13 protein-coding genes are annotated in these 14,549 nt (G+C 68.0%); 1 reads left to right on the top strand and 12 read right to left on the bottom strand.

Annotated features, from left to right (window positions below; genetic code table 11):
* Window positions 1-22: 22 nt before the first annotated feature.
* Together ppa and MFF26_RS16420 are read right to left on the bottom strand one after the other, a co-directional pair.
* Window positions 23-565 carry an inorganic diphosphatase gene (ppa, locus tag MFF26_RS16425; RefSeq protein WP_137828379.1) on the bottom strand — a complete coding sequence of 181 codons (543 nt, stop codon included), beginning with the start codon at window positions 563-565 and terminating at the stop codon, window positions 23-25.
* Between the two features lie 143 nt (window positions 566-708).
* Window positions 709-1,215, bottom strand: a complete 507-nt coding sequence (locus tag MFF26_RS16420) for a GNAT family N-acetyltransferase (RefSeq protein WP_238308215.1) — start codon at window positions 1,213-1,215, stop codon at window positions 709-711.
* A gap of 146 nt (window positions 1,216-1,361) precedes the next feature.
* Here MFF26_RS16420 and MFF26_RS16415 point away from each other — a divergent pair, with 146 nt between their 5' ends.
* Entirely contained in the window at window positions 1,362-2,087 is a 726-nt protein-coding gene (locus MFF26_RS16415) for a fused DSP-PTPase phosphatase/NAD kinase-like protein (RefSeq protein WP_137830703.1), read from the top strand.
* Window positions 2,088-2,138: 51 nt separating this feature from the next.
* On the opposite strand, the gene lpxD is transcribed toward MFF26_RS16415, so the two are convergent.
* The 10 genes from lpxD to MFF26_RS16365 form a co-directional block, all read right to left on the bottom strand.
* Entirely contained in the window at window positions 2,139-3,197 is a 1,059-nt protein-coding gene (gene lpxD / locus MFF26_RS16410; RefSeq protein WP_137830704.1) for a UDP-3-O-(3-hydroxymyristoyl)glucosamine N-acyltransferase, read from the bottom strand.
* Window positions 3,198-3,242: 45 nt separating this feature from the next.
* Complete coding sequence (bamA, locus tag MFF26_RS16405) at window positions 3,243-5,804, bottom strand: outer membrane protein assembly factor BamA (RefSeq protein WP_137830705.1); 2,562 nt, start codon at window positions 5,802-5,804, stop codon at window positions 3,243-3,245.
* Window positions 5,805-6,177: 373 nt separating this feature from the next.
* Window positions 6,178-7,335, bottom strand: coding sequence for an RIP metalloprotease RseP (gene rseP / locus MFF26_RS16400; protein ID WP_137830706.1), 1,158 nt, complete (start codon window positions 7,333-7,335; stop codon window positions 6,178-6,180).
* Window positions 7,336-7,510: 175 nt separating this feature from the next.
* Window positions 7,511-8,689 carry a 1-deoxy-D-xylulose-5-phosphate reductoisomerase gene (gene dxr, locus MFF26_RS16395; protein ID WP_137830707.1) on the bottom strand — a complete coding sequence of 393 codons (1,179 nt, stop codon included), beginning with the start codon at window positions 8,687-8,689 and terminating at the stop codon, window positions 7,511-7,513.
* Between the two features lie 29 nt (window positions 8,690-8,718).
* On the bottom strand, window positions 8,719-9,573 hold the full coding sequence (locus tag MFF26_RS16390) for a phosphatidate cytidylyltransferase (protein WP_137830708.1): 855 nt from the start codon (window positions 9,571-9,573) through the stop codon (window positions 8,719-8,721).
* Entirely contained in the window at window positions 9,570-10,364 is a 795-nt protein-coding gene (locus MFF26_RS16385; protein ID WP_137830709.1) for an isoprenyl transferase, read from the bottom strand. Before MFF26_RS16385 ends, MFF26_RS16390 begins: the two co-directional genes overlap by 4 nt.
* Window positions 10,365-10,456: 92 nt before the next feature.
* The gene (gene frr / locus MFF26_RS16380) at window positions 10,457-11,020 is read right to left on the bottom strand and encodes a ribosome recycling factor (RefSeq protein ID WP_137830710.1); all 564 of its coding nucleotides are present in this window, start codon (window positions 11,018-11,020) and stop codon (window positions 10,457-10,459) included.
* 122 nt (window positions 11,021-11,142) lie between these two features.
* A complete protein-coding gene (pyrH, locus tag MFF26_RS16375) occupies window positions 11,143-11,865 on the bottom strand; it encodes a UMP kinase (protein ID WP_137830711.1) in 723 nt (240 codons plus the stop codon).
* 121 nt (window positions 11,866-11,986) lie between these two features.
* A complete protein-coding gene (gene tsf / locus MFF26_RS16370) occupies window positions 11,987-12,907 on the bottom strand; it encodes a translation elongation factor Ts (RefSeq protein ID WP_137830712.1) in 921 nt (306 codons plus the stop codon).
* 129 nt (window positions 12,908-13,036) lie between these two features.
* Window positions 13,037-14,101 carry a 30S ribosomal protein S2 gene (locus MFF26_RS16365; RefSeq protein ID WP_137830713.1) on the bottom strand — a complete coding sequence of 355 codons (1,065 nt, stop codon included), beginning with the start codon at window positions 14,099-14,101 and terminating at the stop codon, window positions 13,037-13,039.
* Between the last annotated feature and the right edge of the window lie 448 nt (window positions 14,102-14,549).

The raw sequence follows: 14,549 nt of genomic DNA, 5'->3' as shown, positions 1-14,549 counted from the left end.
TTCGTCCTTTCGAAACCTGGACTTACGCCTTGGCCTTGTTGGCCTTCTCGCGCTCGATTCCTTCGAGGATCAGGCGGTGGGCCTCCTCCTTGTCGCCCCAGCGGACGACCTTGACCCACTTGCCGGGCTCCAGATCCTTGTAGTGCTCGAAGAAGTGCTGAATCTGATGCAGCGTGATGTCCGGCAGATCGGTGTAGTTCTCGATCCGGTCGTAGCGCTTGGTCAGGTGACGCGAGGGGACGGCGATAATCTTCTCGTCCTCACCGGCATTGTCCTCCATCACCAGCACGCCGACCGGGCGTACGCTGATGATCGCGCCCGGCGCGATGGCGCGCGTATTGGCCACCAGCACGTCGCAGGGATCGCCGTCACCGGACAGGGTGTGCGGGATGAAGCCGTAATTGCCCGGGTAATGCATCGCCGTATAGAGGAACCGGTCGACGACGAGGGCGCCGGCCTCCTTGTCCATCTCGTACTTGATCGGCTCACCGCCGATCGGCACCTCGACGATGACATTGACGTCGTGCGGCGGTGTCTTGCCGATCGAGATGGCGTTGATGTCCATGGCGTCCGCTTTCTTGAGTTTGGCCGCGCGAGACCGATCCTGTCGGGGCGCGGCACCCGGTCGCTGTCTTAGGGCGCGACGCGGCGAAAGAAAATCGGCCGTTCGGACAGGAAGCCGCGAGTGTTGCTGCCGCGCATGGACTTTCAGGTGAAAAGGTAGACGATCTTGGGCAGGCTGAAGCCCGAGACACGCTCGAATCCCTCCGGCCCCGGAACGCCCCCGAGTCCCTCGTAGAAGGCGCAGGCGCGGGCGTTGTCGGCAAGCGCCCAGACGCCGATGCGGCTCATCCCGCGGTCGATCAGATCGTTGCGCACCGCCCGGAACAGACGTGTGCCGAAGCCGAGCCCCTGAAACTCGGGGGCGATGTAGAGCTCATCGATCTCGCCCTCGGCCCGCATCGTCCGCTCGCGCGCGCGACCATAGGCGGCGTAGCCCGCGATCCGCTCCCCGAACTCGACCACCGCGAGCCCCCGCCCGCCCCCGATCATGCCCCGCCAAACAGCGCCCCCGCGCCGTGCCAGGAAGCGCTCCAGGGCCACGCCGGGAATCACGCCCTGATAGGCTTCCCGCCAGGACGCGTCGAACACGTCCGCGAGCCCCGCCGCATCCGCCATTCGGGCTCGACGGATGCTCACCGTGTTCGTCGCCATAGCCGGCTCCGCTGAGGGGATCGCCGGCCATGATGCCGGCAAAGGCCGCACTTCGGCAACGACGAAAGGGGAGCGGGAGCGGCGCGCGTTGTCGCTCAAATCACCGGCTGTTAGAGGAGCGTTCCCTCCGGCCATTCCGGCGCCCCGTGTTCAACCGCCTCTTTTCCCCCGAGACGCGCCTCGCCCGACGCAGGGCCCGCCTCGCGAAGTTCGAGCAGCCGATCGCCGGGCCCGTCGCGCGCGCCCAAGCCTGGGCGAACATGCTGCTCGTGGATCACGGCGTGTTCCGGCTCGCGTATCTCAACCGCCATCGCATCGGCACCGGACTGGTCTGGCGTTCGGCCCAGCCGAGTCCGCATCAATTGGCGTGGTTCAAGCGCCAGGGCGTGCGCACCGTGGTCTCGCTCCGCGGCGGGCGCGAGCACGGGTCGTGGCCGCTGCAGCGGGAAGCCTGCGAGCGGCAGGGATTGCGCCTCGTGGAATTCGTGCTGCGCTCCCGCGAGGCCCCGTCGCGGGAGACGCTCCTGGCTGCCAAGGATTTCTTCGGCGGGATCGAGTACCCGGCGGTGATGCATTGCAAGTCCGGCGCGGACCGGGCCGGATTGGCCGCCACCCTGTTCCTGATCCTGCACGAGGGCCGGCCGGTGCGGGAAGCCCTGCGCCAGCTCTCGCCGCGCTACGGCCATTTCCGCTTCGCCAAGACCGGCATCCTCGACGCGTTCTTCGCGACCTATCTGCGCGAGGGCGAACCGCGCGGCCAGAGCTTCACGGAATGGGTCGAGACGAGCTACGACCCGGAGGCGCTGAAGCGGGATTTTCGGGCGGGCTTCTGGTCCGATCTCGCGGTCGATCGGCTGTTGCGGCGGGAGTGAGCAGGGACCCCGCCGCGTTTTCCTACCGAGGGGCTCGCCCTTCGAGGAACCCTAACCGTCGCTTTTCGGATCGCTGCCGGAGCGTTCGGCCAGACGGGCGAGCGTCGTCAATTCGCGGAACCATGCCCGCACCGGCTTTGCCGGGGTACCGCCCCAGCGCGATCCGGGCGGTACGTCACGATTGACGTTGGACGAACCGGCGATCTGCGATCCCATCCCGATGCGCAGGTGTCCCACGACGCCGACCTGACCGCCCAGGACGACGTAGTCCTCCAGCGTGGTCGATCCGGAGATGCCGACGCCCGAGACGATGACGCAGTGGCGGCCGATCACCACGTTGTGGGCAATCTGCACGAGGTTGTCGATCTTGGTCCCCTCCCCGATCACCGTGTCGCGGGACGCGCCCCGGTCGATCGTGGTGTTGGCGCCGATCTCGACATCGTCCTGAACGATGACGCGGCCGATCTGCGGAACCTTGAGATGGCCGCCGGGCCCCATGGCGAAGCCGAACCCGTCCTGCCCGAGACGGGCACCGGGATGAACGATCACGCGATTACCCACCAGGGCATGGGTCAAGGTTGAGCCCGCGCCGATCGAGCAGTCGCGCCCGATCCGCACATTCGGTCCGATCACGGCATTCGGGCCGATCACCGTACCTGAGCCGATCTCGGCACCCGGCCCGACCACGGCACCGGGATCGATCCGCACGCCGTCCTCAAGCCGGGCCTGCGGATGAACGTGGGCGCCGGGGGAGACACCGCTCGCCGCGAACAGCGATCCCGGCCGCATCGCCTCGCCGTAGAGGCGCGCGAGCAATCCGGCATAGAAGCGGTAGGGGTCGCGCAGCACCAGAGCGACCGTCCCTTCCGGGACGCGGGCGGCGAAGCGCGGCGAGACGAGGCAGGCGAGCGCGCGGGTGGTGGAGAGCGCCTCGGCGTAGCGGGCGTTGTCCATATAGGCGATTTCGGTCGGCCCCGCCGATTCGAGGGGGGCCGCGCCGGTGACGGGGCGGGCCGGATCGGCGCCCTCGGGCAGGGAAACGCCGCAAGCCTCGGCGATATCGCCGAGGCTCAGGCCAGTCTGCGGTGTGATGAAAACGGGATCGGACATGAGGCAACAACGCGCCGACCCGCGAAGGGTCGGCGCGTCATAGGGTCAGAAGCGCGAGCCGCCGGAGAAGCGGAAGGCCTGGAGCTGATCCTTGCCGACCCGGCCGAAGCCGTTGTTCACACCCTCGTCCTTGGTGAGGGCATAGGCGTAGTCGAAGCGGATCGGACCGAGCGGCGAGTTCCACAGGATCGAGGCACCGACCGAGGACCGGATCTTGGCGCTGTCGCGGACGTTCACGCATTCCGGCTCGACGGTGATCGCGCCGGCGCCGAAGCTGTTGTAGTTGCAGGTCGCGCCGCGGCCGTCAGGCGTACCGTTGATGAAACCGTCGCGGTTCACGTCGAAGTTGCGACGCCCCGAATAGCCGAACAGCGTACCGGCATCGGCGAACACGGCGCCCTTCAGACCGAGATCCTTCGGGATGCCCGGGATCGGGAACTGAACTTCGAGCGTACCGCCGATATAGGTCGTGCCGCCGATGGCGTTGGAGCGGGCATCGGCGATGCCGACGTCGCGTGGGCCGAGACCGTTCGGGGCGAAGCCGCGGACCAGCGATGGGCCGAGGAAGAACTGGTCGGTGATGCGCAGCGGGTTGCCGTCGAGCGCCGAGATGTGACCGCCCTGGAGGCGGACGAACCCGATCACGTCCTCGAAGAACAATTCCTTGTAGTAGCGGGCATCGCCCGTCACGCGGAAGAACTTGGAGTCGCCGCCGAGACCGGCTACGTCGGGCTTCACTTCACCGTAGAAGCCGTTGGTCGGGCGCTGCAGATTGTCGAGGGTCGAGTAGGCCAGGGTCACACCCGCGAGCGAGGTGAGGGTCGAGCCCGTCGAGCCCTTGAGCGCGATCGACGCTTCGCCGTCATAGGCGCAGTTCGGATAGAGCGCCAACTGACCCGGCTGCGTGATCGGCTTGCCGTCCTGACCGAGCGTATAGCCGGGGATCGGTGCCGAGCAGTCGTTGTACGGCCGCTTGATGTTGTTCGGGATCGTCAGCTCGGTGTTGTACAGCGAGTAGCGGAACGTGACGCCGAAATCCTCGGTGATCGGCAGGCCGACGCGGAGCTGGCCGCCATAGACGGTCGTCTCGTAACGCGAGTAGCGGGTCAGATCCGAGTACTTGTAGAAGGCGTCGAAGCCGGCCGCCATGCGGTAGCCGAGGAAGTACGGCTCGGTGAACGAGAAGTCGAAGCCCTTGGCGTACTGGCCACCCTGGGCGGCGACGCGCACGTACTGGCCGCGGCCGAGGAAGTTGGACTCGGAGACCGAGACTTCGCCGATGATGCCGTCCTGGGTGGAGTAGCCGCCCGCCACCGAGAACGAGCCCGTGGGCTGATCCTCAACGTCGATGTTCACGACCACGCGGTCCGGCGACGAGCCGGGCTCGTTGGAGAAGCGCACCTTCTTGAAGAAGCCGAGACCGTTGAGGCGGCGCTCGGCGCGGTCCACCAGCACGCGGTTGTAGGCGTCGCCCTCGGTGAGGTCGAGCTCGCGGCGGATGACGTAGTCGCGGGTGCGGGTGTTGCCGCGGATGTTGATGCGCTCGACGTAGACGCGGGGGCCGTCCTCGACCACGAAACCGAGGGAGACCTGGCGGGAGGCGCGGTCGCGCTGACCGGTCGGGCGGACCTGGGCAAAGGGATGGCCCTGGCGATTGACCTCGTTGGTCACGCCGACGAGGGACTTCTCCACATCCTCGGCGTTGTACACGTCGCCGACGCGGGCGCGGATCTGGCCGTCGAGGGCCTCGCGATCGACACCGGGAATGCGCGGATCCACCGCCACGGCGCCGACGGTGTATTGCTCACCCTCGTCCACCGTGATGGTGACGACCCAGCCGGTGTTGTCGTCACCGCTCTCGACGTAGCGGGCATCGGCGTTGACGACGCGGAAATCGGCGTAGCCGTTCTTGAGGTAGTAGCGGCGTACGAGGTCCACATCCGCCGCGATGCGATCCGGATCGTAGACGTCGGACGTCTTGATGAAGGAGAGGAAGTTCATCTCCGTCGAGGTCATCAGACCGCGCAGGGTCGATTCCGAGTAGGCGCGGTTGCCGACGAAGTTGATGGCGCGAATGCCGGTCTTGTCACCCTCGTCGATGGTGAAGACCACGTCGGAGCGGCCGTTCGGCAGGTCGACGAGACGGTAGCTGACCTTGGCGGTGCCGCGGCCGGAGCGCTTGTAGACGTCGCGGATGCGCTCGACGTCCGCAGCGATCACCGCCTGGCTCAGAGCGCCGCGCTCCTTCGACTCGACGATGCCTTCGAGCGTCGCCTTCTCGACCTTCTTGTTGCCCTCGAAGAAGACGCGGCCGACCACGCTGTTCTCGCGCACGCGCACCACGGTGGTGCCGCCGCGCGCCGAAACCTGCACGTCGGAGAAGAGGCCGGTGGAGAGGAGATTGCGGCGCGCTTCTTCGGGCGAGCCGGAGGCGGTGCCAGTGACGTAGGAGCGGATTGTGCCCGCATCGACGCGCTTGTTGCCTTCAACGACGATCTGCTGGGCCTGCGCGACCTCGCCGCCGAGGATCACGCCGGCGGCGGTCGCGACCAGAACGATGGCCCGCTCCGCCGACTTACGCCGGCGCTTACCCGTCATCGACATCATGTAATCGCCCGTCTCTTTTTATCTCAGCACGGGTTCGCACCCGCAGGCAGCCGTCCTTGTGAGACGGACCGCCCTCTGGTCCCAGCCACGCTTGTATCGGGATTCCCCTGCGACGCAACGCGGGGGAGGTTCGTCGTTAAGGGATTTTGGGGGGTCGTGGCCTTCGCGCCACTTAACGGCGCAGCGCTTGCCCACAGGATCGCAAATTAAGGTGAATGAGGCGTAAATGCGGCCCACAGAAGGGTTTTTCGGAACGGGACTCGATCGTCCTAAGGCCTCGTTAACCATGTCTTCGAATCGAAATCATGGCCCTCATCCACGCAAAAGGCCCGGCCGAAGGGCCGGGCCTCGAGGCACGTCAGGCTAACCGTTTTCAGGTCCCTCGGCTCAACGAAGCACCGAGATTGAGGATATCGTTCCAGGCCGCGAACAACATCAACATCAGCACGAAGGCCAAGCCGATACGGAACCCGATCTCCTGCGCCCGTTCGCTCAAGGGCCGCCCACGGATCACCTCGAAGGCGTAGAACAGCAGGTGCCCCCCATCGAGAAGCGGGATCGGGAAGAGGTTGAGCAAACCGATCGAGACCGACAGGAGCGCGATGAGCCCGATCAATCCACCGACACCGCCGACACGGGCAACCTCGCCGGAGACCCGGGCGATACCGATCGGCCCCGAGAGCTGGTCGGCGGATTCGCGGCCCGTCACCAGCTTGCCGATGTAGTCGAAGGTGCGCTCGACCACGAAATAGGTCTCGTGGACGCCGAGCTTGAGCGACTCGTAGGGACCGTAATGCACGAGCTTGGCCGCGTCGGCACGCGGACCGTTGATGCCGAGCCGTCCGAAGCGATGGCGGCCGAACGGGGTGCGATCCTCGATGCGGTCGGGCACCGCGGTCAACGTCTTCGCCTCGCCGCCGCGATCGACGACGATCGAGAGGGAGGAGCCGGCCGCCCCCGAGACCACGCGCTGCATCTCGCCGAAGGTCGCGATGGTCTGCCCGTCGATCGAGCGGATCACGTCGCCGGACTGGAATCCCGCGCGCTCGGCGGCGCTGCCGGGCTGCACCGCCTCGACGCGGGCGGGGGTTTCGTAGCGGCCGCTGACATAGATCGCGCCGGCGAACACCGCGATGGCCAGGATGAAGTTGGCGATGGGGCCCGCGGCCACGATGGCCGCGCGCTTGGCCACCGGCTGGGCCGGGAAGCTGATCGCCCGCTCCTGCGGGTTCATCCGGGCGACCGCCTCGGGATCGGGAACGCTGGCGCCGTTGGCATCGCCGACGAACTTCACGTATCCGCCGAGCGGGATCGCGCAGAGCTTCCAGCGCGTGCCGCGCCGATCGTTGAACCCGATGAGTTCCGGACCGAAGCCGATCGAGAAGGCGTTGACGCCGACGCCGCACCAGCGACCGACGAGAAAGTGCCCCATCTCGTGGACGAAGACCACGATGGTCAGCACGAACAGGAACGGGATCACCGCGCCGAAGAAACCGGCCGCGTTACCGCCCATGCTGCTGAGGAAATCCATTCCGGCACCTTTCTGGCCGCGATCGACTCACCCTCGCCCTGACAGGGCGACCCCACGAGCCGCAAGCCGCGGATCGTCGCATGCCGCGGGCCTCGGCGCGAGACTTTTCGACAAATCCGATTCGTGTCGGTCCAGCCGGTCCCCGGCAAGCCCGTGCCAGGGTTAATGCCGAGGATCAGCCCACCGCCCGGGCGGCCGGCACGGCCTCGAGGCTCCAGGCCCGCACCTCGGCGTCGATGGCGAGGGCTTCCTCCACATCTTCGGGGGCGCGGGTATGGACCGTCGCGAACCGCTCGCAAGCCCGCTCGACGAGGTCGGCGATGCCGTAGAACGGGATGGCGCCGCGGATGAAGGCCGCCACCGCGATCTCGTTGGCGGCGTTCATCACCGTCGGGGCCGCCCCGCCCTCCCGGAGCGCCGCGCGGGCGACGCGCAGGCACGGGAAGCGCGCCTCGTCGGCCGGCTCGAAGGTGAGGCTTCCGGTGGCGGCCAGATCGAGCGGGCGACCGCGGGCGATCTCCAGCCGGTCGCCCAGACCGAGGCAATGGGCGATCGGCACCCGCATGTCCGGCATGGCGAGGCCGGCGGTCACCGCCCCGTCGCGCCACGCGATCAGCCCGTGCACGATCGATTGCGGATGGACGATCACGTCGAGTCTCTCCGCCTCGATGGCGAAGAGGTGATGGGCCTCGATCAGTTCCAGCCCCTTGTTCATCAGGGAGGCGGAATCGATGTTGATCTTCATTCCCATCGACCAAGTCGGATGGGCGGCGGCCTCGGCCGGGCTCGCGGCGGCGATGCGCTCCCGCGCCCAGGTGCGGAACGGACCGCCCGACGCCGTCAGCGTCATCTTGGCGATGTCGGAGACACGCCCGTCGCCCATGGCCTGAGCCAACGCGTTGTGCTCGGAATCGACCGGCAGGATCTTGGCACCGTAGCGGGCGGCATCGCGCATGAAGGCGTCGCCGGCGCAGACGAGGCTCTCCTTGTTGGCGAGCGCGATGGTGCGGCCGAGGCGGAGCGCCGCATGGGTGGGCTTGAGGCCCGCCGCCCCGCTCACCGCGGCGACGACGATGTCGGCCTCGCGGGCCACCGCCTCCAGGACAGCGCCCTCCCCCGCCCCGTTGGGAATGCCGGAGCCGGACAGAGCCTCGGCCAGAGCCGGCCCGGCGCTCGCGTCGGCGAGCGCGGCGAAGTCGGGCCGCATTTCCAGGGCGAGCTTGGCGAGCGCCGCCGCATCCTTACCGCCGACCAGCGCACCGACACGGAAGCGGCCGGCATGCTGGGCGAGCAGGTCGGTGGTCGAGCAACCGATCGATCCGGTGGCGCCGAGGACGGTGACGGTGAGGCTCACGACGAAAGTTCCTTACAGGCGTCCGGCAATCAGGCGGTGAGCCGCAGCAGGGCGAGACAGAAGCCGGCCAGCAGCGCGACGGCGAAGAAGCCGTCGAGCCGGTCCATGACACCGCCATGACCGGGGATCGAGCGGCCGGAATCCTTCACGCCGTAGCGGCGCTTCAGAGAGGATTCGACGAGATCGCCGCCCTGGGACAGGATCGAGGCGATGCCGCTGAACAGGGCGACCACGGGCAGCGAGACGGCGGGCAGGGCGTCCCAGCCGTGATGGCGGGCGGTATAGGCGGTCAGGGTACCGGCGACGATACCGGCGGTCAGGCCGCCGAGCGCTCCCGACCACGTCTTGTTCGGGCTGACCCGCGGCATCAGCTTGGGGCCCCCGACGAGGCGGCCGGTGATGTAGGCGAGGATGTCGGTGGACCAGACCACGGCGAACATCCAGGCCGGTCCGACGAGGCCGATGGCGGGGTCGATCCGCAGCAGCGTCGGCACGAGCGCGACCACGGCGCCCCCGAGGAGGCCGCACACCGCCTTGCGACGGGTGATCCCGCGACCGAGGGCGACCAGACCGGCGATACCGACGAGCAGCACGAGGAGGAAGACATAGGCCGGCGCATCGAGAAGTGCGGCGGCGGCCAACGCCGCGAGCGTGACGCCGGTGACGCCGAGGAGCGGCACCAGCGGCTCCGAGCGCGTCATGGCGAGCCATTCGGCGGCGCCGACGATGCCGGCGATCAGCCAGACCAGGGCGAAGGCCCAGCCGCCGATCACCAGCGTGCCGATCACCGCCGTGCCGAGGACCAGAGCGGAGACCGTACGCAGCCGGAACTCGCGGGTGGCGAAGGGCGAGCGCGCCGGGCGGGCGAGGTCGGGAGCGCTCATGGGCCGGCTCCAGGACCGAGGCCGCCGAAGCGACGGTCGCGGCGGTGATATTCGGCGAGCGCCGCCGCGAAGGCATCGTGATCGAAATCCGGCCAGAAGCCTGGCTCGATCACGTATTCGGCGTAGGCCGTCTGCCATGTCAGGAAGTTCGACAGGCGCTGCTCACCGGACGTGCGAATCACGAGATCGGGATCGGGGATCCCGGCGGTGTCGAGGGCCTCCGTGATTGTCGGGAGGTCGATCTCCTCCGGCCGCAACCGGCCCTCCGCGACCGCATCGGCGATCCTGCGAACCGCACGAAGTATTTCCTGGCGACCGCCGTAATTGAAGGCGACGACGAGCGTCAGGCCGGTGTTGCCACGGGTGCGCGCCTCGGCCTCGTCGAGCAGGGCCGCGATGTCGTGGGAGAGATCGTCGCGGGCCCCGATCACCTTCACGCGCACATTGGCGGCGTGGAGATCGGCCAGATCGCCGCGCACGAACAGGCGCAGCAGGCCCATCAGCTCGGTGACCTCAGCGGGCGGGCGGCGCCAATTCTCGGAGGAGAAGCTGTAGACGGTGAGGTACTGGATGCCCAGGCTGATCGCCGAACGGACCGCGCGGCGCACCGCCTCGACGCCGCGGCGATGCCCCTCGAAGCGGGGCAGCCCCTTGCGGGCGGCCCAGCGCCCGTTGCCGTCCATGATGATGGCGACGTGACGGGGCGCAGGAGGCGCTGCGGAACGCGCCGTCCCGGCGGGGGCGGCGTCCGCGGCCTCCCCGATCTGCCGCGCGCCTTCCGAGCGAACCACTCGTCTCTCCCCCGTCCAGCCGGGGCTCCGCCCCGGCACATCTCCGAAGGATTTGCCCTTCGGGAACCCCGTCCCAGCGATCGAACAGGTTCTCAGACCTGCATGATTTCCTTTTCCTTGGACGCCAGCACCTGATCCACCTCGGCGATGGCGTCGTCGGTGGCCTTCTGCACATCGCCGGCCTGACGCTTCTCGTCGTCCTGGCTGATGGCCCCGTCCTTCTCGAGCTTCTTGAGGATGTCGAGGCCGTCACGGCGCACGTGGCGCACGGCGACCCGAGCCTCCTCGGCGTATTTATGGGCGACCTTGACCATCTCCTTGCGGCGCTGCTCGTTCATCTCCGGCACGCGCAGGCGGATGGTCTGACCCTCCGTCATCGGGTTGAGGCCGAGATCGGACTCGCGGATCGCCTTCTCGACGGCGGTGACCATCGAGCGGTCCCAGACCGAGATCGACAGCAGCCGCGGTTCGGGCACGCTCACGGTCGCGACCTGCGCCATCGGCATCGACGCGCCGTAGGCCTCGACATTGATCGGTTCGACGAGGCTCGGCGTCGCGCGCCCCGTGCGCAGCGAGCCGAGATCCTTGCTGAGCGAGGAGACGGCGCCCTGCATGCGGCGCTTGATGTCGCCGAGATCGAAATCCGGTGTGGCCATAGGTGCAAAAATCCCGACGCGTTCGGGTGGCAGATCGGCACGAGGGCGCGGGGCCCCCGTCGCGGTGGCGCTACATGAACGAAAAATCCTGGGGCCGCAAATAGAGGCCGCGTGCGTTCCGCCTACGGCACCACGCGGGTCGAGACCGATCGACCGGTGAGAATCGCCGTGACCGAACTCGGGGCATGGACCGAGCCGACGACGATGGTCAGGCGGCTCTCGCGGGCGAGCGCGAAAGCGGCGGTGTCCATCACCTTGAGATCGCGGGCGATGGCCTCGTCATGGGTGATGCTGTCGTAGCGGATCGCCTCCGGATCGCGCTTCGGATCGGCCGAGTAGACCCCGTCGACCTGCGTCGCCTTGAGGACGGCGTCGCAGCGCAATTCCGCCGCGCGCAGCACTGCGGCGGTGTCGGTGGTGAAGTAGGGATTGCCGGTACCGCCCGCGAGAACCACCACCTGCCCCTTGTCGAGGTGATGCAGGGCCGGCTGGCGGGCATAGGTTTCGCAGATCGTCGGCATGGACACCGCCGACATGGTCCGGGCCTGCACGCCCGCGGCGTTGAGCGCCGTCTCGATCGCGAGGGAATTCATCACCGTCGCCATCATGCCGAGCGAATCGCCGGTCGCCCGGTCGATCCAGCCGGCCTGCGAGATGCGTGCCCCACGGATCAGGTTGCCGCCGCCGACGACGATCGCGATCTCGATTCCGTGGGCGATGGCCTCGCGGATATCTTCGGCAAGCGCGGCCAGCATCGGTGGATGCAGCCAGTAGCCGTCGGGGGCGGCCAGCGCCTCACCCGACAATTTGACGAGGACACGGCGGTAGGGCGTCGTCTCCGGCATCGGATCCTCGCTCGGCTCGGGGGTGCGGCGCCGGCTTCTAGCAAGACGGGGGGCCAAACGTCGAGGGGCGGCGGCATCGCTGCCACCGCCCCCTGTTCCGTCCGTCGCGTCTCTGCCGCGCTCAGCGCGACATGCTGGCCACTTCCGCGGCGAAGTCCGGGGCCTCTTCCTTCTCGATGCCCTCGCCGAGGGCGTAGCGGACGAAGCTCTTGATCGTCACCTCGCCACCGGCCTTGCCGGCGGCTTCCTTGAGCACCTGGCTGATGGTCTTGGAGCCATCATGGACGAAGGGCTGCTCCAGGAGGGTGACCTCCTTGTAGTAGCTCTTCAGACCGCTCTCGACGATCTTGGCCATCACGTGGTCCGGCTTGCCGGCGTTCTTCTCGCGCAGGATGTTGCTCTCGCGCTCCACCACGGCCTGATCGATGCCCGAGGCATCGAGCGCCACCGGGTTGGTCGCGGCGATGTGCATGGCGATCTGGCGGCCGAGGGTGGAGAGGGCCTCCACGTCGCCCTCGGACTCGAGCGCGACGAGCACGCCGATCTTGCCGAGGCCTTCGCTGATCTGACCGTGGACGTAGGAGGCGATCACGCCCTTGCTCACCTCGAGCTTGGCGACGCGGCGCAGCGTCATGTTCTCGCCGATGGTAGCGATGAGGTTCGAAAGCGTGTCCTTCACGGTCGCGGACGAGCCGGGGAAGGTCGCAGCCTCCAGGCCCTCCAGGGTGCCGTCGGTGTTGAGGGCGAGCTTGGCGGCTTCGCGGGCGAAGGACTGGAAGCCATCGTTGCGGGCGACGAAGTCGGTCTCGGAATTCACCTCGACGATCGCGGCATGGCGGCCGGCGGACTCGACGGCGACGAGGCCTTCGGCGGCGACACGGCCGGCCTTCTTGGCGGCCTTGGCAAGACCCTTCTTGCGCAGCCAGTCGACCGCAGCCTCAAGGTCGCCGTTCGTCTCGTTGAGCGCGCCCTTGCAATCCATCATGCCGGCGCCGGTCTTTTCGCGAAGCTCCTTCACGAGAGCGGCGGTGATGTTGGCCATGGCGATCCTCTTGAGGCTGAAGTGCAGGTCTTGAAGTGAGCGAGCCCGGCGCTCGTTGAAAGCACCGGGCTTTGCAGGACGATGACGATCGCGCCGCCGGGACAGAGCCCGGCGGCCGAGCGATGGGGCTTACGCCGCAGCGGCGTCGACGAAGGCGCGGGACTGCTCGATCCAGCCATCGCGGGCGATGCGGCCGTTGAGCTTCAGGTCCGCGTCGAGCTTGGACACGTCCTCGGGCTGCATGGCGGCGATCTGCCAGTAATGCCACACGCCGGCATCGTTGAGCTTCTGCACAAGCTGCGGGCCGACGCCGCTGAGCTTGGTGAGGTCGTCCGGCGCGCCGCGGGGGGCGGCGAGCTGCTCGAAATGCTCGGTCGACTCGGCCAGCGCCGCCACGTCCGCCGGGGCGATCGCGTCGGACGCCACGGAAGCGGCGACGTCGTCGTTGGCCGGGAGCTCCTCGGCGGTCGGCTCCTCGGAGGCGCCGGCATCGATGCCGAGCGCGCCCTGGCCGCGGCCGATGCCCTCGATCGCCGCACGGGCGATCAGGTCACAGTAGAGCGCGATGGCGCGGCCGGCATCGTCGTTGGCCGGGACGATGTAGGAGATGCCGTCCGGGTTGCAGTTCGTGTCGACAATGGCGGCGACCGGGATGCCGAGGCGCTGGGCCTCCTTGATGGCGAGCTGCTCCTTGTTGGTGTCGATCACGAACAGGAGGTCGGGCACGCCGCCCATATCCTTGATGCCGCCCAGCGCCTTCTCGAGCTTGTCCTTCTCGCGGGTCAGCATGAGGCGCTCCTTCTTGGTGAGGCCGACGGCCCCGCCCTCGAGCGTCTCATCGACCTTGCGCAGGCGCTGGATCGAGCCGGAGATGGTCTTCCAGTTGGTCAGCATGCCGCCGAGCCAGCGGGAATTGACGTAGTACTGGGCCGAGCGCTTGGCGGCTTCGGCGATGGAATCGGCCGCCTGGCGCTTGGTGCCGACGAACAGCACGCGACCGCCGCGGGCGACGGTGTCGCTCACCGCCTGGAGGGCGGCGTGGAGCGCCGGCACCGTCTGGGCGAGGTCGATGATGTGGATGTTGTTGCGGGTGCCGAAGATGTAGGGCTGCATCTTCGGGTTCCAGCGGTGCGACTGGTGTCCGAAATGGGCGCCGGCTTCGAGGAGCTGACGCATAGAGAAATCGACGGCCATGATCTTTGTACTCTCCGGTTATACCGCCGCGGAGGGTGCAGCCGGCTCGTGACCGGCCACCGGAAACGCCTCATTCAGGCATGAGGCCGGCTCCGCGTGTGGAATGGGCGGGGGCGTTACCAGAGGTGGGCGGGAAGCGCAAGGCGGGGCGAAAGCTCCGACCGCTCCCTTGATCCGGCCGGCGCGCGTTCGGACGGCGTACGCGGCACCGATGGCCTGGAGACGATCCGCCGATCAGGCCGTGCAGATTCGGCGACGGCGAGCTTCTCGAACAGGTAGGGCCGGACCACGCAGGAGGACGGGCATCTCCCTATTTTGGCGCGAAACTCGGGACGCTCGAAAGCGACGCGGAAGGCCGCATTGGTCTCCCTCACTGGACTCAACAGCCGTTTGCTCGCTGCAGGCGACAGGCTTGTGGCCGGGATCGGCCTGACGAGCGCGCGATGAC

Source organism: Methylorubrum suomiense, from assembly GCF_022179765.1.
Classification (GTDB): Bacteria; Pseudomonadota; Alphaproteobacteria; order Rhizobiales; family Beijerinckiaceae; genus Methylobacterium; species Methylobacterium suomiense.
Note: the sequence above shows the minus strand (reverse complement) of the source record. Positions and strands in the feature narration are given on the sequence as shown.

What these genes read in the sequence shown, in the direction of transcription:
- ppa (WP_137828379.1), bottom strand. Translation starts at nt 565, where the DNA reads ATGGACATCAACGCCATCTCGATCGGCAAGACACCGCCGCACGACGTC.
- MFF26_RS16420 (WP_238308215.1), bottom strand. Translation starts at nt 1,215, where the DNA reads ATGGCGACGAACACGGTGAGCATCCGTCGAGCCCGAATGGCGGATGCG.
- lpxD (WP_137830704.1), bottom strand. Translation starts at nt 3,197, where the DNA reads ATGTCCGATCCCGTTTTCATCACACCGCAGACTGGCCTGAGCCTCGGC.
- bamA (WP_137830705.1), bottom strand. Translation starts at nt 5,804, where the DNA reads ATGATGTCGATGACGGGTAAGCGCCGGCGTAAGTCGGCGGAGCGGGCC.
- rseP (WP_137830706.1), bottom strand. Translation starts at nt 7,335, where the DNA reads ATGGATTTCCTCAGCAGCATGGGCGGTAACGCGGCCGGTTTCTTCGGC.
- MFF26_RS16390 (WP_137830708.1), bottom strand. Translation starts at nt 9,573, where the DNA reads ATGAGCGCTCCCGACCTCGCCCGCCCGGCGCGCTCGCCCTTCGCCACC.
- frr (WP_137830710.1), bottom strand. Translation starts at nt 11,020, where the DNA reads ATGGCCACACCGGATTTCGATCTCGGCGACATCAAGCGCCGCATGCAG.
- pyrH (WP_137830711.1), bottom strand. Translation starts at nt 11,865, where the DNA reads ATGCCGGAGACGACGCCCTACCGCCGTGTCCTCGTCAAATTGTCGGGT.
- tsf (WP_137830712.1), bottom strand. Translation starts at nt 12,907, where the DNA reads ATGGCCAACATCACCGCCGCTCTCGTGAAGGAGCTTCGCGAAAAGACC.
- MFF26_RS16365 (WP_137830713.1), bottom strand. Translation starts at nt 14,101, where the DNA reads ATGGCCGTCGATTTCTCTATGCGTCAGCTCCTCGAAGCCGGCGCCCAT.